This window comes from Brevibacterium sp. LAARM2_SD2 (assembly GCF_057364785.1).
In genome coordinates this window covers 14,177-30,910 of sequence record NZ_JBNFOM010000015.1, presented here as the reverse complement: position 1 = coordinate 30,910, position 16,734 = coordinate 14,177, and the positions used below count along the sequence as shown (strand labels likewise).

15 protein-coding genes and 1 pseudogene are annotated in these 16,734 nt (G+C 62.1%); 3 read left to right on the top strand and 13 right to left on the bottom strand.

Annotated elements, in window-relative coordinates:
* Positions 1-11 precede the first annotated feature (11 nt).
* A complete protein-coding gene (locus AC2W7K_RS10835; RefSeq protein WP_486006154.1) occupies positions 12-3,116 on the top strand; it encodes a DEAD/DEAH box helicase in 3,105 nt (1,034 codons plus the stop codon).
* 27 nt (positions 3,117-3,143) lie between these two features.
* Here AC2W7K_RS10835 and AC2W7K_RS10830 read toward each other — a convergent pair whose 3' ends face one another.
* The 3 genes from AC2W7K_RS10830 to AC2W7K_RS10820 are packed head-to-tail and all read right to left on the bottom strand — an operon-like array spanning position 3,144 to position 5,047.
* Positions 3,144-3,539, bottom strand: a complete 396-nt coding sequence (locus tag AC2W7K_RS10830; RefSeq protein ID WP_486006153.1) for an antitoxin — start codon at positions 3,537-3,539, stop codon at positions 3,144-3,146.
* Positions 3,536-4,006, bottom strand: coding sequence for a helix-turn-helix domain-containing protein (locus tag AC2W7K_RS10825; protein ID WP_486006152.1), 471 nt, complete (start codon positions 4,004-4,006; stop codon positions 3,536-3,538). The genes AC2W7K_RS10830 and AC2W7K_RS10825 overlap by 4 nt, the downstream gene beginning before the upstream one ends.
* Positions 4,007-4,063: 57 nt before the next feature.
* Positions 4,064-5,047 carry a cation diffusion facilitator family transporter gene (locus AC2W7K_RS10820; protein WP_486006151.1) on the bottom strand — a complete coding sequence of 328 codons (984 nt, stop codon included), beginning with the start codon at positions 5,045-5,047 and terminating at the stop codon, positions 4,064-4,066.
* A gap of 77 nt (positions 5,048-5,124) precedes the next feature.
* Between AC2W7K_RS10820 and AC2W7K_RS10815 the strand changes: the two genes are divergently transcribed.
* Positions 5,125-6,312, top strand: coding sequence for a DUF2891 family protein (locus AC2W7K_RS10815; RefSeq protein WP_486006150.1), 1,188 nt, complete (start codon positions 5,125-5,127; stop codon positions 6,310-6,312).
* Between the two features lie 10 nt (positions 6,313-6,322).
* On the opposite strand, the gene AC2W7K_RS10810 is transcribed toward AC2W7K_RS10815, so the two are convergent.
* The 4 genes from AC2W7K_RS10810 to AC2W7K_RS10795 all read right to left on the bottom strand — a co-directional run bounded on the left by AC2W7K_RS10810 (position 6,323) and on the right by AC2W7K_RS10795 (position 11,786).
* Positions 6,323-7,147, bottom strand: coding sequence for a hypothetical protein (locus AC2W7K_RS10810; protein WP_486006149.1), 825 nt, complete (start codon positions 7,145-7,147; stop codon positions 6,323-6,325).
* A 146-nt stretch (positions 7,148-7,293) separates the two neighbouring features.
* Positions 7,294-8,307 carry a hypothetical protein gene (locus tag AC2W7K_RS10805; protein WP_486006148.1) on the bottom strand — a complete coding sequence of 338 codons (1,014 nt, stop codon included), beginning with the start codon at positions 8,305-8,307 and terminating at the stop codon, positions 7,294-7,296.
* Between the two features lie 96 nt (positions 8,308-8,403).
* Complete coding sequence (locus AC2W7K_RS10800; protein ID WP_486006147.1) at positions 8,404-11,376, bottom strand: DUF3427 domain-containing protein; 2,973 nt, start codon at positions 11,374-11,376, stop codon at positions 8,404-8,406.
* On the bottom strand, positions 11,373-11,786 hold the full coding sequence (locus AC2W7K_RS10795) for a (deoxy)nucleoside triphosphate pyrophosphohydrolase (RefSeq protein ID WP_486006146.1): 414 nt from the start codon (positions 11,784-11,786) through the stop codon (positions 11,373-11,375). Before AC2W7K_RS10795 ends, AC2W7K_RS10800 begins: the two co-directional genes overlap by 4 nt.
* Before the next feature lie 138 nt (positions 11,787-11,924).
* Here AC2W7K_RS10795 and AC2W7K_RS10790 point away from each other — a divergent pair, with 138 nt between their 5' ends.
* Positions 11,925-12,128, top strand: a complete 204-nt coding sequence (locus AC2W7K_RS10790; protein WP_486006186.1) for a hypothetical protein — start codon at positions 11,925-11,927, stop codon at positions 12,126-12,128.
* Between the two features lie 4 nt (positions 12,129-12,132).
* Here AC2W7K_RS10790 and AC2W7K_RS10785 read toward each other — a convergent pair whose 3' ends face one another.
* From AC2W7K_RS10785 to AC2W7K_RS10760, 6 genes and pseudogenes are all read right to left on the bottom strand, one after another.
* Positions 12,133-13,026, bottom strand: coding sequence for an HTD2 family dehydratase (locus tag AC2W7K_RS10785; protein ID WP_486006145.1), 894 nt, complete (start codon positions 13,024-13,026; stop codon positions 12,133-12,135).
* The gene (locus tag AC2W7K_RS10780; RefSeq protein WP_486006185.1) at positions 13,023-13,964 is read right to left on the bottom strand and encodes an acyl-CoA dehydrogenase family protein; all 942 of its coding nucleotides are present in this window, start codon (positions 13,962-13,964) and stop codon (positions 13,023-13,025) included. Before AC2W7K_RS10780 ends, AC2W7K_RS10785 begins: the two co-directional genes overlap by 4 nt.
* 101 nt (positions 13,965-14,065) lie before the next feature.
* Positions 14,066-14,143, bottom strand: a pseudogene (locus AC2W7K_RS10775) (hypothetical protein); the annotation flags it as partial.
* Positions 14,144-14,281: 138 nt separating this feature from the next.
* A complete protein-coding gene (locus AC2W7K_RS10770; protein WP_486006144.1) occupies positions 14,282-15,598 on the bottom strand; it encodes an Nramp family divalent metal transporter in 1,317 nt (438 codons plus the stop codon).
* A 156-nt stretch (positions 15,599-15,754) separates the two neighbouring features.
* Complete coding sequence (locus AC2W7K_RS10765; protein ID WP_198500276.1) at positions 15,755-16,288, bottom strand: carboxymuconolactone decarboxylase family protein; 534 nt, start codon at positions 16,286-16,288, stop codon at positions 15,755-15,757.
* A gap of 10 nt (positions 16,289-16,298) precedes the next feature.
* Positions 16,299-16,673, bottom strand: a complete 375-nt coding sequence (locus AC2W7K_RS10760; RefSeq protein ID WP_211978366.1) for a GNAT family N-acetyltransferase — start codon at positions 16,671-16,673, stop codon at positions 16,299-16,301.
* Positions 16,674-16,734: the final 61 nt, after the last annotated feature.

Here is a 16,734-nt window from a genome sequence, read left to right as displayed (position 1 = left end):
AGGATGGGCTCGTGCCTACCGATCGTCCGACTTCGCCGCAGCCTCGGCGGTCTGAGAGCGTCCACACCGATTGGCGCACGACGTTCGCCTCCTTCGCCGAGGTGAAGCCGCAGGACCACACGCCCGTGGCCCTCGGATTCGAGCTCATCGAGGTCGTGCCCCGCACGTGGTACGAACCGCGGCGCTCGGTGCTGCTGACGCGGACTGCCGTGAGTCCGCGGGCGAACCCGACCTTGGCGATCCGTCCGCTCGTCCTCAGCGAGTCCGGGAACTGGGTGAAGAAGTCGCTGACGTGGCGCACGATCGACCGCATGACGACGCAGTTCGGGGTCGACCCGCGCCACCAGGAGTGGTTCTCCCAGCTCGCGGGCCTGCGCACCCGCGACAAGACCGACTTCACGCCCGACGGTGCGCCGTACCACCTCGGCGATTTCCACACCCCGCTGATCTGGGACATCTTCGCCCACGGGGCCGAACTCGGGATCGCATTCGTCGGCGTCAACCAGGGCATGGACGTCCGCATCGGGCGGAGTGCCCACGCCCTCATCGACGTCGCCCGGGTGCCCGGTCGTCTCCGCGTCCAACCGCAGGTGACGATCGATGAGCGCGAATTCGCCACGGGGTTGGCCAAGCCGATCTGGACGCACGGATTCTTCGGCGTCGACACCCGCTCCGGCTTCACCGTCACCCTCGCCCCGGCGGCGGCGCCGACGACCGCCTCGGCGATGCCGGTCTTCTCCTCCCCCGGCCCGATCACTATTCCCGCCGCCGAGGCCGAGGAGTTCTTCGCGGAGTACTACCCGCTGATGCGCACCTCCGCGCAGGTCGTGAGCTCCGATGATTCCGTGACGTTTCCGCACTTCAGGGACCCCCGTCTCGTTCTCTTCCTCACCTTCGGGACCGCGGACAGGCTGAGCGTGCGCTGGTACTGGGAGTACTCGGGGCCGCGTCGCAGGCTCCCGGTCCGGCCGGTCGACCGCCTCGGCGACAACCGCCTCGGCGACGAGCGTCGGGACCACGAGCACGAAGCCGCGGTCCTTGCCGAGGTGAGCACCCACCTCGCCCGGTTCGCGCTGACCGACCCTGGGGCCGAGTTCCCCACCACCCCGACCGACGTCGACCTCGACGACGCCGACACCGCGGATTTCGTCGCGAACATCCTCCCCGGCCTCGAGGAGATCGACCATGTCACGGTCATCACCCGCGGCAGGCGGCAGCCGTACCGTGAGCTCGGCGGCGATCCGAGCGTGAAGATCACGTCGGTCGAGTCGGAGAAGAACGACTGGTTCGACCTCGGCTTCCAGATCACCGTGGGCGGCACGCCGATCCCCTTCGCCAAGCTCTTCACCGCGCTCGCGAAGGGGGCGAAGAAGATCAAGGTCGTCGACGACACGTTCCTCACCCTCGACCGGCCCGTCTTCGACCGGATCAAGGCCCTCCTCGCCGAGGCGGACCTCATCCCCGAATGGGAACCGGGCGCCCCGAAGATCAGTCGCCTCCACGTCGGTCTGTGGTCGGAGTTCGAGGACCTCGCCGACGAGGCCGAACCCGCCGTGACCTGGCGGGAGTCCGCGCGGGCCCTCACCGAGCTCGACCGGCTTCCCGCCACCCCGGTGCCGCACCTGAACGGGGTCACCCTCCGGCCGTATCAGGTGCAGGGGTTCCGCTGGCTCGCACTGCTGCACCGGTGCCGCCTCGGCGGGATCCTCGCCGACGACATGGGGCTCGGCAAGACCCTGCAGACGCTCGCGCTCATCGCCCATGCGCGTCGCAAGGCCGCCGGCACGGAGCCGCCGTTCCTCGTCGTCGCCCCCACCTCGGTGGTCCCGGTCTGGGCTCAGGAGGCCGGGATGCACACCCCTGACCTCGATGTCCGCGTCGTCGGTGAGTCGACGAAGAAGCGGGGCACGTCCGTCGCCGAGGCGGCCGCCGGTGCCGATGTCATCGTCGTCTCGTACGCGATCCTCCGCCTCGATGAGGACGAGATCGCCGGCCTGGAGTGGGCGGGGCTCGTCCTCGATGAGGCGCAGTTCGTCAAGAACGCGTCCTCGCAGGTCCACCAGGCGGCGAAGGCGGTGCGGGCACCGTTCCGCCTCGCGCTCACGGGCACGCCGTTGGAGAATTCGCTGCGCGACGTCTGGTCGCTGCTCGCGATCACCGCGCCCGGTCTCTTCCCCTCGCCGCACCGGTTCGAGGAGGAGTACGTGCGGCCGATCGAAGGCGGGGAGAATCCGGGGCGGATGCAGCGTCTGCAGCGACGGATCAGGCCGTTCATGATGCGCCGGACGAAGGACCTCGTCGCCGCCGATCTGCCGGAGAAGCAGGAGCAGGTCATCACCGTCGAGCTCTCGGCCGCGCACCGGAAGCTCTACGATCGGATCCTGCAGAAGGAGCGGAAGAAGATCCTCGGCTTCATCGAATCCGACTACGACCGGCAGCGGTTCATCGTCTTCCGGTCACTGACCCTGCTGCGGATGCTCGCGCTCGATCCGCGCATCGTCGATGCCGAGCACGCCGAGGTGCCCTCGAGCAAGCTCACTGCGCTCCTCGACCACCTCGACGAGGTCATTGCCGAAGGGCATCGGTCGATCGTGTTCAGTCAGTTCACGTCGTTCCTCGATCATGTCGCCGAGGAGCTCGATCGTCGCGGTGTCCCCTCCGTCATGCTCGATGGGTCGACCCGCAATCGCGCCGAGGTCGTCGAATCGTTCCGCGCGGGGGCGGCGCCGGTGTTCCTCATCAGTCTCAAGGCCGGCGGGTTCGGTCTCACCCTCACCGAGGCGGACTACGTCTTCCTCATGGATCCGTGGTGGAATCCGGCGGCGGAGAATCAGGCGATCGACCGTGCGCATCGCATCGGGCAGACGAAGCACGTCATCGTCTACCGCTATGTCACCGAGGGCACGATCGAGGAGAAGGTGCTCGGGCTGCAGCGGAAGAAGGCGGAGCTCTTCGATTCGCTGATGAGTGAAGGCGACGAGGCGAGGTCCGGGCCGGCGTCGGGCTCGGGGGCGTCGGGGCCGGCGGCGTTGCTAGGCGGGCCGTCGGGCGGGGACGGGCAGGCGTTCAGCCGGGAGATCACCGCAGACGACATCCGGGATCTCTTCGACGGGTGAGGGTCAGGAGGGAACATCGTGCGAACTTCAGCGCTTGAGCAGACGGCCGATGATCTCCGGAACACGAACCGTCACAGCATTCCAGAAGACCTCGTTGTTCATTGGCGCATACCCGGCGTGGGCAGCAATGTTCCGGGTCGCCCTGATCGCGGTGACCTCCATCGGGGTCAACTCGTCAAGCCACGGAGCGAATTCTGCACGTTCAGTCAATGAGGCCAGACGAATGATCACCATACTCGCGACATCGTAGGACGGCGCACCATCGACGAACTCATGGCGCGGGGTCGAGGCGACGGCCTGTGCGCGTTGGAGGATTCGAGTCAGCTCCTCCCGAATGCTCTCACGGTCGAAGTTCGGATTATTCCGTCGGCTGCGGCGCCGCCCGGCCGAGTAATCATCCCTGGACGAGTCGGAGCCGGTCATACCGGAACCGCCTCACGCAACACGTCCCAGCCCGGTGGCACGGGCCCGTTGTCGACGACGACGTCAACGGGGAAGCCGGTGATCTGGCGGACCCGCTCACCGAAATACGCCAGATCGAACAGGTCCACCCCATCGTCGGCGGAGACGACGAGGTCGATATCGCTGTCATAGCCGTCTTCGTTGCGTGCCACCGACCCGAACACCCTGACGTTGCGCAGGCCGAGTTCCGCCGCGATGTCCCGAACCTGACTGACGACACGTTCGAGCGCGAGCGCCGGTCGATAGTCAGCTGCCTGCAGGATCCGTTCGAGCGTCTCCGGAGAGATCTTCCGACTGCCCGATTCGATCTGGGCAATCGTCGGCTGACGCATACCAGCGCGTTCGGCGAGCTCTGCCTGCGTCAACCCAGCGTCGAGCCGAGCAGTCCGGATGAGATCGCGTGCGTCGTCGGAGTCGAACCGTCCCATGAAGCCAATATAGCTACATGCTATAGAGCAATTCCAGCCATTCTGGAAGATGTGTGCTCAGACATCCGTCAGCGGCACGAGCGGCTTCTCCCCGGGAGCCGACGGGGTGAGGACGACCTCCTGGACCATGGGGTTCTCCTCGAGGTGACGTTCGACGGTGCGCAAGCGCACCGCGAGCTGGCTCTCCTTCGCATCGCCGACGAGGTCGACGGCGGCGACGACGTAGACCTTGCCCGAGCCGACGAATTCGACGTGGAGGTAGGTGACCTCGACGATGTCCTCGTCCTCGAGGAGGGCGCGGAGGATCATGTCGCGGATGCGCGGGGTGACGTTCTCGCCGACGAGGTAGCGGCGGTTGCGGTCGATGAGGACGATCGCGACGATGCCGAGGAGGATGCCGACGAGGATCGAACCGATCGCGTCGAAGGCGGCGATGCCGGTGATCTGGTGGAGGAACATGGCGAGGAACGCGATGACGAGTCCGATGAGGGCCGCGGCATCCTCGGCGAAGACCGCCCGCAGCGTCGGGTTGGAGCCCTTGAGCACATAGCGGAGGACCGGCTGCCGCAGCTCCGCGGCCCGGCCTCTGGCCTGGCGCACCGACTGCAGGAAGGAGAATCCTTCGAGGACGAACGAGATCGCGAGCACAATGTACCCGACGAGATAGTTGCTGTCGTTGGATTCGTGGGAGAACAGCGACTGGAACCCGTGCCAGATCGAGACGGCGGAGCCGACCGTGAAGATGCCGAACGCCGCGAACATCGACCACACGTAGGCCTCGCGTCCGAAGCCGAGGGGATGTTTGGCATCGGCGGGGCGGGAGGATTTGCGTTCGGCGATGAGGAGGAACACTTCGTTGCCGGCATCGGCCCAGGAGTGGGCCGCCTCGGCGACGAGGGCTGCCGACCCGGTCATGCCGGCGGCGATCGTCTTCGCGATCGCGACGGCGAGGTTCGCCGCGAAGGCGATGATGACGGTGAGCCAGCTGCCGCCGGCGGCCTTGTGGGCCTCCGTGTCGACGCCGCCCGTGCTCGCGGTCATGCCCGAACCTCGAGGAGGGACACAGCCTGGACAGCAGGGCTCCCTGCGGGCGAACTCGTCATGGCAGCGTCCTCTCGGTGGGCGGTCGAACCGTTGGGGACCAGCTTACGTCCGACCGCCTCGGCGGAGGGGCTGTTTCACGTCAACGACGCTTGCCGGTCTGGTCGGATGATGCGACTTCACTCGACTACTGTTGGATTACCCCAGCCGAAGAGGACTCACGCATGACTGCACCCGCCGATTTCGTTCATCCGTTCGCGCAGGTCGCGCTGACGAACATCACGCAGGACTATCCCTACGCGGCGCATCACGTGGCGAACAGCCTCGCCGACATCGTGCCCGCGAGCGAGAAGCACCCCGCGTTCGCGAACTCGTTCGACTGGCACTCGAGCGTTCACATGCACTATCTGCTCGTCAAACTCCTCGACACCGAGGCGGCGCAGGACGCGCCGTGGCGCGACGAGGCGATCGAGCTGCTGCAGCTGCACCTCAGTGCCGTGAAACTCACTGCGGAGGCCGCGTTCCTGCGTGACCATCCGGGGTGGGAACGGCCGTACGGATGGGCGTGGGCGGTCGAACTCGTCGAGGCGCTGCGGATCAGCTCGGACCCGCAGCTGCGGGACTTGACTGAGGGCGCGCAAATTCTCGCGGACACGGTGTTCGATCTCGTGGTCGCGTGGCTGCCCAATGTTCCAGAGCCTGTTCGGCACGGGGTGCATTCCAACACAGCGTTCGGCCTGCGTCGGATCCTCCTCGGCGCTCGCGCACAGGGCCGTCGGAACGTCGTCGAGGTCATCGCAGGTGCGACGCGACGCTTCTATGCCGAGGACAAGGACTGGAACTTCCGTCAGGAGCGCAGCGGTCAGGACTTCCTCTCGGCAGGACTGTGTGAAGCTGACCTGATGTCGGAGATCCTCACCGAGGATGAGCTCGCCGTGTGGCTGCCGGCGTTCCTCTCGGAGCTGTCCCCCGAATCGCCCGCGCTCTCACCGGTCGAGGTGCTCGACCCCACCGACGGCCAGCAGAGCCACCTCTATGGCTTGGGGTTGTCGGTCGCGGCATCGATCATGCGCCTCGCCCCACAGCTCGAGAAGATCGCCCAACGCCATGACAGGTCCGACCTCGATTCTCTGGCCAAAGGCATGCTGACCCGTGTCGATGCGCTCATGGCACCGGGGTTTGAGGCTGCCGTGTCCGATGAGTACATGTCGTCGCACTGGGTGGCTACGTTCGCGTGGGAGGCACTCGAGCTGCGGGAGCGGTAACAGAGTCATTTCATGGCTTGAGCGCCTGCTCGCTCTCCCACTCTTCGAAAAGATCATCAATGGACAAGGTGTGCCACTGACGACCAATGCAATAGTGGAGGGTGCTGCCGTTGCAACTGACCACTTCCCCGCGATGGTTCGATGACGACCGCTTATCGATCAACAGCTCGCCGACACTCTGCCAAAGGCCACCTTCAACGACCCCGAGGATGACGGAAATCGAACTCGAAGACACACTCCCGACGAGAGCCCACCGCTCGGCTCCGAATGAGTGAAGCACCCATTCAGGTTCCAACGGACCGAAGAATCGCTGAGTCTGGTCGGGCCAGATGGGTTTCCCTCGTTCAGAGGAGATGATCAGAGAGCTGTTGCGGTCCCAGAATTGCACCGCGTCACCGGACACCGTGAGCTGAGAAGGCAAATAGCCGGATCCGTCTCCGACGTCCATTCGTTCGAGATTCGGTGTATACATTGCGAGCCCAAGCACCGCGCCAAGATCATCTGTGAAGTATCGGTCGTAGGCGACGAGCATTGCTTCGTTGTCGAGCACGGCCACGTCGATGATCCCCTGGGCGAGTCGCCCAGACGACCGGACGGTTCCATCAGTGTCATAGATGAAGACATTGTCGACATCGCTCGAACACCGGCTGTATCCCAGCAGTCGGCCTTCAGCCAGCGGCCGATACTCGAGCATGACGGCGGTGGTCCAGATCTCCCACTGGGCGACGAGTTCGCCATTGGGGGCATATTGAACGACTACCTCCAAATGAAGGCTGGTTGCCTCTGCCGCTGCGACCCGACGAGCCGCTGGTCGGGTCAACTCGCGTCGTTCCACGGCGTCGCACCAAATTGCAAGGAGCGTTCCCCGCGGTCCCGCAGTGACGTCTACCAGGTCCAGGGACAGCCTCGGATACGGATCACTCATCGGAGGAACTCTCAGACGAATACTCTGGCCGAAGTCGACGCGCACTCGATCGAAGCTCACTGCGGCTCACCGCGATCTTCTGACGCAATATCAGGCAACCTCGGTGGTGTGGTTCTGATGCTGTCGTTGAATAAGTCGTTCAGTGAGAGCGAATACCATCGTTGGCCGACCCAGACGTTGACTGAAGAAGCGTCACATTCGACTTGGGTGCGTTCAAGTGCTGAAGCCAATGGAAGGACGATAGATCCTTTCGAGTATGGTTTCCACTCGCCAACGCAATCGCCCCATCCCAGCGTCACCTCAATTTCTTTTGAGGAGACGTCGCCCCCGTCTTGCGGAGCGTCGTCGACGATTCCCCATTGGGAACGCACAGGATCATGAAGTATCCATCCTGAGGCGTCGGGCGGATGGCTCAACCAACTTCTAGTCGCCGAACAATATGGGGCATCGTGCTCATTATCGTAGAAGACCACGTCGTCACCGAGCACGGACATGGGTCCAGCGTAGACCTGGGCATCCTCGCCCGCTCTCCACTGAAGCTCGAGGTCGGCCGAAAACCGCTCGAGGCCGTAGTCGTCTCGCCAGTGATCGCCTTCTTCGACCCGATCGTGAGCAATCCAGATAGCTCCGTTCACCGTTGTGCGAACATCGGTGACCTCCACCCCGATTGAATCCAACGAAACAATTGCACCATGACGGTTGTAAATCAACGCGTTCTTCTGCGCGTGCTCGTAATACGCTGAGTACCCAGAGAAAGCGAGAAGGTGACCATCAGGCAGTACACGGTAGGACGCACCTACCACCGGATTCGGAATGTCCCATACTTGGACAACCCCAGCCTCCTTGTCCTGGAGAGTGACGGTGACTGGATCGGCCGCAGGCCGAAGATGTCCGGCTGCGACATCCGCAGGAGGCGCATCAAAACCGTCGCCCGTGCCCGCGAACCACGTACACAGCGCACGCGAATCGACTCCAAGAGTCACGTCGATCAACTCGGCGCCGGGTCTCGGTGGCGACAGCCGGGTGTAACCCAGCAACTCGGAGGCCGGCCGAAACCTGTATTCGTCCATAGCTCCATCGTTGCATTCGGCATGGACACGGCGGACGAGCAGGAAGTTTCACGTCCACTGAACGCGTCCCTGCACACGGCATGTGTGTAGCGGCAATCAGAAAAGTCGCTCGGGCAATACTGAGCTTTGCGCTTCGGATTGATCTCGAGAATCGGAATGATCCCCGACACGAATCGAACCGCCCTGTGTCAAGTAGTCATACAAAGCCGACTCCACTGGAGACTCCATGTCCAAATTCATAGTGACGACGTTGAGTGCAGAGCCAGGTTCCTCTCCAGGCATGGTGGCCTGCTCAGGATTAGAAGACTTTGCGCGGCCCAAATAGTAAAAATCCGTACCCTCAGCGTCATCCTTTTTAGCGAATAGATGCAACTCAAACTTATTCGATAAAATACTTGCAACATCGGGGCTCTGAAGAGTTTTGCGACTTTTACTAAACCAATGCAGCGTACTCTCGTTAATGAACGTATCGCCGTATGAGGTGCTTGCCGAAATATCGTCATTCTTGTGATAAGTCACAAAAATTGGGCAAGTATTTGTATAGGCGTCAAGCTTGTACCCGAAAATTGTTCCCTGCTCGTTATTCTTCCACTTGAGAAGGCGGCATACATCTTTACGCGAGTACATTTTTCCGAGCTCTAAATACCCGTTCCAATAATAACGATGTCGAGCTAAAAACAACCCCGTCTCGACTAAATCATCAACCTGTGCACTAAATTCGTGCGAACTGTCGAGCAACTCACTGAACCAGGGAGCCAAAGAGATCTCTGAATCTACCCAATCAACGATGGGCGGTCCATACTTCGCACGCTCAGGCGTGGTGAAGAAATCCATATTGAATATTCGTTCGAGTGACGTCAAAGTCAGCGTTTCGGCGTCTACGCCCGCTCGTTTCAAAAGCTCAACGCACGCACCGGCACTTATCGGACTCCGGTCACGAATAAGACTTTCAAGGATCAGAAGTTCGTGAGGCCGCTTACCGTTGAGAAACTCAGCGCTTATGAACGTTAAAGCTTTCGATTGAATTTCAGATGGCCCAACACCGACGGCCTTGAACGCCTGGAGGAGGCTCCAATAATTTCCCCTGGCGCCAGCGAGCACAACAGGATCCACAACATCAAATCGGGCGAAATCAATCAATCTGGGGGTCGTGCCGAGCCGCGACTGTATGTCCCGGAAAGTAGCCTTCAGATTCTTCATGCTATCGAGCTTTGTACTAGCGATTGACTCAAAAATTCGCTCTTTCGCAATTGGGTCAAAATTGACACTCGAGAGCCCCGCAACTACGCCGGCCTCTTGTGCGTCAATCATGTTCTTACGAAGCGATTCCTTGTTGAGGCTGCTATCTCCAAAAAGCGCAATCGGCACCATGTAATTGTTAGCATAATTGCCAATGAAGTCGATTACTATGAGGTGACTCTTCCCGTCAGACTTCCTTAATCCTCGTCCCAGTTGCTGGGTAAATACAATGCTAGACTTCGTTTGCCGAAGCATAATCACCTGGTTAACAGACCGAATGTCGATGCCTTCATTGAACACATCAACAGTGAGGATGTAATCAAGATGGCCCGCCTCAAGTTGATCTACGACCGACTCGCGCAAGGCGACCGGGTCATCCCCAGTCAACGCTCGTGTCCTGAGTAGCTTTCCATGGATCTCACGCTCGTTGAGGAGGCGAGATAGTTCTGTAGCCTCTTCTTTTCGACTGCAGAAAATCAGACCCTTAACGGCGACCCCCGCATGTCCGTAGATTTCAATTGCGTCTACTAGATGAGTGACGCGCTCCTCAGATACGAGATCTCTGAGAACTGATGCGTCGGATATCATCTGCCCGTTCAGTTCGAAGTCCGTGATCCCATAATAATGAAATGGGGCAAGCATATTCTCGTCGAGTGCCTTCTGTAAGCGTATTTCGTATGGCACATTGAAATCGAAGAGACTGTATACATTGAAATCATCGGTTCGTTCTGGAGTGGCTGTTATTCCCAGCATAAAATTGGGCTGAAAATATTCCATGATGTTCCGATGCATCTGCGCGCCAGCGCGATGCACCTCGTCGATCAGTATGTAGTCAAAATGATTCCGGTCCAAATTTTGTAATTTCGCCATGGATCCAAGCGACTGGACAGTGGCGAACACGAACTTCCGGTCTATTTCCTTATACGAACCGACGTACTTTCCGATGTCGTTCGGGCTAAGATCAAGGACTTTCGTGAACTCTTCTATCGCACGATCAAGAATTTGTTCTCGATGAACGACAAAGAGTGTCCTTTCTGGGTTCACTGCTTTAACGTCGAGCGCGGCAAGGATCGTTTTTCCGGTACCCGTGGCCGACACGACGAGCGCCTTTTTCTCGCCCGCAGCACGAACTTTCGCGATCTCCTCCAGGGCTTCTTCTTGCATCGCATTCGGTCGTATTATCTCGTTGGCGTCTGCCGGGGACCCGGTTGAAACGTGGATCGTCTTACGATCTTCAGGCGCCACGTACTGATCTTCATAAGCTTGTATCCACTCACGGGTCAGCGGGACAGATGCACGTAGCTGAGAACCAATTGCCCCATGTAGCTGATCGACAATATCTCCGTCGGGGAGAGCCGAGAACCTTAGATTCCATTCATGATTGGATTTGAGGGCACGCGACGTTAAGTTTGAACTGCCGATTATCGCTGTCGTGCCGAATTCTTGATTGAAGATGAATCCTTTTGGATGAAACCCTTGGTTGTCGTTATCGAATACGTGGGTTTCGACACCAAGATCGGTGAGATTTTCGAGCTCCCGGAATGTTTCTGGGGAGTTGAAGCCTAGGTAGGTAGAGGTGATGATTTTGCCTTGACCATCGAAGTCAATCAGTGCTTGCTTCAGGGATGCAATGGCGTCTGCGCTGACGAATGCAACCGAAAATATGAAGCTCGTCGATCGGCGAAGCTCATCTAAGATCGCCTTATACATCGTATTCGTATCAGTGTTTGATACGAGCACTGGATTAAACAGGCGGTCGGATTCGGCGGATTTGTCGAGAAAGCCGAAGGTTGTGTCGCGCCGAACATGGTCAGGCAAGGCGGGCGTCACCGCTGGGGATCCAATACTTCGAAGTCACTCTTGATTTGATGAACTGCAGGGACGTCTGCCGGTGCCCAAGTCACGGAGTCCAGGTCGCTAACGGGGATCCAGCGAATCTCCGAGTGCTCAGTCAGCTGAGGCGTTCCTTCGATCAACTTCGAGTAGTACGTAGTCAGAGTGACAAACCCAAAGTCGTACTCGTGCCTTGTAGAGGCCACTTGAGCACCTACCTCGACGGTGCAGAGGAGCTCTTCGCGCATTTCACGTACCAGTGCTGCTGGCGGCGTCTCCCCGGCTTCAATCTTCCCACCAGGAAACTCCCACATGCCGGAGAGAGACATTGCGGGGCTACGTTGCGCAGAGAGGACCTTGCCGTCATCGACTACTACCGCGCCAACGACGAATATTTCCTTCTTCATTGCCAGTGCTCCTAGAGATTTGGGTTACGACATGCTCAGCATACTGATGTTGGGTCTCTCAGGGCCTGAAGGTGTACTCGATTCCGCTCTGGATCATCGCGGGGCTGAACGTTTCAAAGAGCCCGCCTCTAGCCGTTCATTGACACAAGTACTTCGTCGGCTGAGTCTGAACGAGGCAATCGTCATGGCGACGGCACCACGAACCAGATCGAAATCGTGCGATTGCTCATCGAAGGCGGCGCCGACGTCACGATCCCCGACGGTGACGACACGTCTCCGCGCGACCTCGCCGCTGATCGCGGCTACACGGAGATCGTCGAACTCATCGAAGCGGCGGACTGATCCATCACCGTCGTTCCCCCGCTGTCACCCCTGCAGTCATCACCGTCACTCCGCCCGGGCCGACAGCTTCGAGCTCGTACCGCCCCTCCTCCGCTTTCCGTCCGACGAGGTGGATCTGCTCGTTGACGAACACCGGCGACTTCGCGGTGAACGCATACCCCGTCACCTCAGTGTTGGGGTGGTTCCGCAGAAACGCGTCGAGGAGGAACGTCGCCGTGAGCGGGCCGTGGACGATGAGTCCGGGGTAGCCCTCCACCCCGGTGACATAGGGGTGGTCGTAGTGGATGCGGTGCGAGTTGAACGTCAGGGCCGAGTACCGGAAGAGCATGACCTCATCGGGTCGCACCGTCCGAACCCAGTCCCATCCCTCCGGCGCCGAGGTGTGCGACCGCGGCGCCGCAGCCGCCGATTCCGCCTGGCTGCGTCCCCCGTCTGGCGTTCCTCCCCGAGGTGCGGTTCCCTCCCGGTAGACGATCGTGTGTCGGTCGATGGTCGCCAGCGTGCCGTCTGCGCTGATTTCGTGCCGGACCACGACGAAGCACAGCGGCCCTCTGCGCCCGGCCTTCTCCGTCACCGATTCGATCGTCGACGTCCGCGCCAGCGCCTGCCCGGGGCGGATCGGGCTGTGGAACTCGAGCGCGCTGCCTGCCCACATCCGCCGCGTCAGTCCCACCGGCGGCATGAACCCGCCGAGCAGCGCATGGCCGTCATCGCCGAGCTCACTCATCGGCACATCGTCCTCGGGGAACTGGAGCCAGTGCCCGAGCGGGAACAGCACCGCCGGCTCGGCCGCTGCCTCGTCCCCGAGCAGCACGGCCAGCCTCCGAGCCCGCTCCCCCGAGGCGACATCCTCCTCGATCTTCGTCCGTCCGACCCACTCCTGGAGATCCACCGTCACACCCGGTTCCTTTCGATGAGCTGCTTGGCGATGACACCCAACTGGATCTCATTCGTCCCCTCCCCGACGATCATCAGCGGCGCGTCCCGGTAGTAGCGTTCGACGTCGAACTCGGTCGAATACCCGTACCCGCCGTGGACGCGGATCGCGTCGAGGGCCACCTCGGCGGCCATCTCCGAGGCGAAGTGCTTCGCCATTCCCGCCTCCATGTCGACTCGCACCCCGGAGTCGAAGGTCCGTGCGGCGTGAAGGACGAGCTGACGAGCGGCCTCGAGCTTCGTCGCCATCTCCGCGAGCCGATTGCCCACCGCCTGATGCCGCCAGATCGGCTTGCCCATCGACTCCCGCTCCTGCGCGTACTTCACGGCGTCATCGAGCGCGGCCTGCGCGACCCCGAGCGAACGCGACGCCACCTGGATGCGGCCGATCTCAAGCCCCTTCATCATCTGCTTGAAGCCGCGGCACTCGGTGTCGCCGAGCAGCTGCGTGCGCGGCTGACGCAGACCGTCGAAGAGGAGCTCGCACGTCTCAACGCCCTTGTATCCGAGCTTCGACAGATCCCTCGAGATCGTGAAGCCCTCGCCCTTCTCGACGAGGATGATCGAGATTCCAGCATGCCGTGGCTCGGCGTGGGAATCGGTCTTGCACAGGAGCGCGATGAGGTCGGAACGGCGGGCGTTGGTGATCCACGTCTTCGAACCCGAAATGACGTAGTCGTCGCCTTCGCGCACCGCCGTCGTCCGGATCGCCTGGAGATCGGAGCCGCCGCCGGGTTCGGTCAGCGCCATCGTCGCGCGCAGCTCCCCCGTCGCCATCCGCGGCAGGTAAGTCTCCTTCTGCGCGTCGGTGCCGAAGTCAGCGATGAGCTTCGCGACGACGGTGTGGCCACCCATCGCCCCAGCCAGCGACATCCACCCGCGCGCGAGCTCCTGAGTGATGAGCGCGTACGCCTCCGTCGAGACCTTCCCCGCACCCCACGCTCAGCGATCGCGAGCCCGAAGATGCCCATGTCCTTCATCGTCTGGATCCACGCCTCGGGATACTCATCGGCGTGCTCGACCCGATTGACGTGCGGTCTGACGTCGTCGTCGATGAACTTCGCAACCGTGTCGATCATCATCTGCTCTTCAGCGCTGACAGCCATAAGACGATTCTCGTCGTTCCGGCCTCAGCGCGCACCACCTCGGCGGATGACGGGACGGCGCCCCACCTCGGCGCGGTCAGCCTTCGCACCGACCACGCACCGCCCACCGCCCTACCCCACGAACCCCGACACGGACTCGATGACCTGGAGGACGGCGAGGAACCCGAAGAGGCCGAGGCACACGGCCAGCAGCACGTTCGACCACCAGCTGTTGCGCAGGGAGACCGGCACCGACGAGCGGTTGAGGATGACGAGGAGGGCGAGCGCGAGCACGGGGAGGATGAACGCGCTGATCGCAGCGTAGACGAGGACGAGGGTGACGGGCCTGCCGAGGCCCATGATGATGAGCGTCGCGACGCTGAGGTAGACGAGGACGACGCGGAACTCGATCGACGTCGCCGCCATCTCGAACCGCGCCTCGTCCTGGTGCGGGTAGCGGCGGAGCACGCGGATGCAGTCGGCGGTGACATAGGCGATGCCGGAGAACCCGCCGAGCACGCTCGTGTAGACGACGGCGAGGAAGCTGAGCAGGAAGATCAGCCGCCCGACATCCCCGATCGAGGCGATGAGACTGTCGGCGATCGCGAAGAGGGCGTCGTTGTCGGCGATCGTGAAGCCCTGACCGTAGAGGATGAACGCGCCCACTGCGCTCATCGCGACGGCGAAGACGAACACGAGACCGTAGCTGATGAGCAGGTCGAGGCGGACGACGGGCTTCCAGTCGGCACTGCGCCACGACTTCTCCCGGATCCAGAACGAGTACGCGAGGATCCCCGTCGCCCCGCCGACCCCGCCGATGAGCGACATCACCGTGATGATCGAGGCCTGCGGGAAGACCGGCACGATCGTCTCCGCAGCGATCTCCTGGGCACCCTGACCTTGGAAGACGGAGAATGCGAGGGCGATGATCCCGAAGAACATGATGATCCCGAAGCCCATCATCGCCTTCTCGACGATGCCGTAGCGGCCGATCCCCACAAGGATCGCCGCGGAGAGGAGGACGACGATCGCCGTCGGCCAGAACGGCAGGACGGGGAAGATCGCCTGGAGGATGTTCGCGCTCACGGCGACGACGCCGGCGCCGAAGAAGAGTCCGACGAGGAGTTCGGCGATGAGGAAGAGCGCGGGGAACAGTCGTCCCCCGAACCGAGTGAGGTGGGAGAGCAGCGACCGGTCACCGCTCATCTGCAGCCGCGACACCGCCTCGGAGAGGACGAACTTCAGGGCGATCCCGACCGTGAAGACCCAGATGAGGGCCAGACCGTACTCGGCCCCGGAGTTCATCGTCGTGATCATGTCCGAGGCCCCGACGCTCGCGAGCGCGAGCACGATCCCCGGTCCGATGAGCCGCAGGCGTGCGGTCAGGTTCACCGGCGCCGAGGCGGTCGCGGGCTCGGTGGTCGACGGCGGTGTCGGTTCGGCTGGCATTCTCTCGTGACTTTCCTCAGGTCGGCACAGATCGGTCGCCCCTCGGCCGGCAATGCGCCGAGGTGCGACCATCAGTGTGCCCGGAGGCGACCGTCGGTGCCCCGACGGTCTCAAAGGCTGAGCGCGTCAGGCGTGCTCAGGTCAGTCTTGCGCGGGTCAGTCGTCCGCGGCCTTCGTCCCGCCGGAGCTCGGCGGCGCCCCGCCCCCGGCGGCGAGCATCGCCGCGAGCTGCTTGCCCCCGACGGTGGGATGGTTGCTCGCGATCGAGATGCGGTTGAACGCGTTGATGAGCGTGACGACCCATTCGATCGCTGAGATCTGCTCCGTGCTCAGATGCTGCCCCACCTCGGCGGCGACCGCTTCGTGGTCGACCGGGACGCTGAGGTCCGTCAGCGACTCCGCGAGGAGGAGGGCCGACCGCTCGACATCACTGAAGATCTCCGCATGCCGCCACGCGGAGAGGATGTCGAGTTTGAGCTGGTCGACCCCGGCCTTCCGCGCAGCGGGCACGTGGATGCTCAGGCACGTGTGGCACCTGTTCATCTGCGACACACGGGAGTTGACGAGCTCGATGAGCGCGACGTCGAGGCCCGCGGCCACCGCCGCCTTCCGGGTCGCCTGCGCAGCGGCGACGGCAGCCTTGTAGATCTCGGGATTGGCCTTGTCGATGAAGGGTCTGTTCGCGTGCATTCCGCTGCGCTCAGGCCTCTTGCTTGACCTGATCGAAATCCGCGCCCGTGGGGTTGCGGATCTTGCCGCCCTCGGCGATGTACTCATCGCCGGACTCCTGCAGCTTCTTGACGAAGAGCGGGCAGATCGCGACGACGGTCTCGCCCTTCTCCCGGGCGTCCTTGAGCGCCTCGTTGACGAGGATCTTCGAGAGTCCGCGGCCGCCGAACTTCGAGTCGACGGTCGTGTGATAGAAGATCCGCTCGTTGGGGTCCTTCGCTCCCACGAGGTAGTGCGCCCGACCGGCGACCTCCCCGTCAGCGACCTTGATGTCGTAGGCGAGACCCGCCTCGTCGAGTTCGACGGTGACGTCTTCTCCGGTGGAGTCCTTGAGTGCATCGTTCATCGTTCTTCTCCTTGTGTCGGTGGTGCGGGGTGGGTGGTCGGCTGGTCTGTGGTCAGGGGAT

What these genes read in the sequence shown, in the direction of transcription:
- AC2W7K_RS10805 (WP_486006148.1), bottom strand. Translation starts at nt 8,307, where the DNA reads ATGGACGAATACAGGTTTCGGCCGGCCTCCGAGTTGCTGGGTTACACC.
- AC2W7K_RS10765 (WP_198500276.1), bottom strand. Translation starts at nt 16,288, where the DNA reads ATGCACGCGAACAGACCCTTCATCGACAAGGCCAATCCCGAGATCTAC.
- AC2W7K_RS10820 (WP_486006151.1), bottom strand. Translation starts at nt 5,047, where the DNA reads ATGACCGCGAGCACGGGCGGCGTCGACACGGAGGCCCACAAGGCCGCC.
- AC2W7K_RS10760 (WP_211978366.1), bottom strand. Translation starts at nt 16,673, where the DNA reads ATGAACGATGCACTCAAGGACTCCACCGGAGAAGACGTCACCGTCGAA.
- AC2W7K_RS10770 (WP_486006144.1), bottom strand. Translation starts at nt 15,598, where the DNA reads ATGCCAGCCGAACCGACACCGCCGTCGACCACCGAGCCCGCGACCGCC.
- AC2W7K_RS10825 (WP_486006152.1), bottom strand. Translation starts at nt 4,006, where the DNA reads ATGGGACGGTTCGACTCCGACGACGCACGCGATCTCATCCGGACTGCT.
- AC2W7K_RS10795 (WP_486006146.1), bottom strand. Translation starts at nt 11,786, where the DNA reads ATGAAGAAGGAAATATTCGTCGTTGGCGCGGTAGTAGTCGATGACGGC.
- AC2W7K_RS10830 (WP_486006153.1), bottom strand. Translation starts at nt 3,539, where the DNA reads ATGACCGGCTCCGACTCGTCCAGGGATGATTACTCGGCCGGGCGGCGC.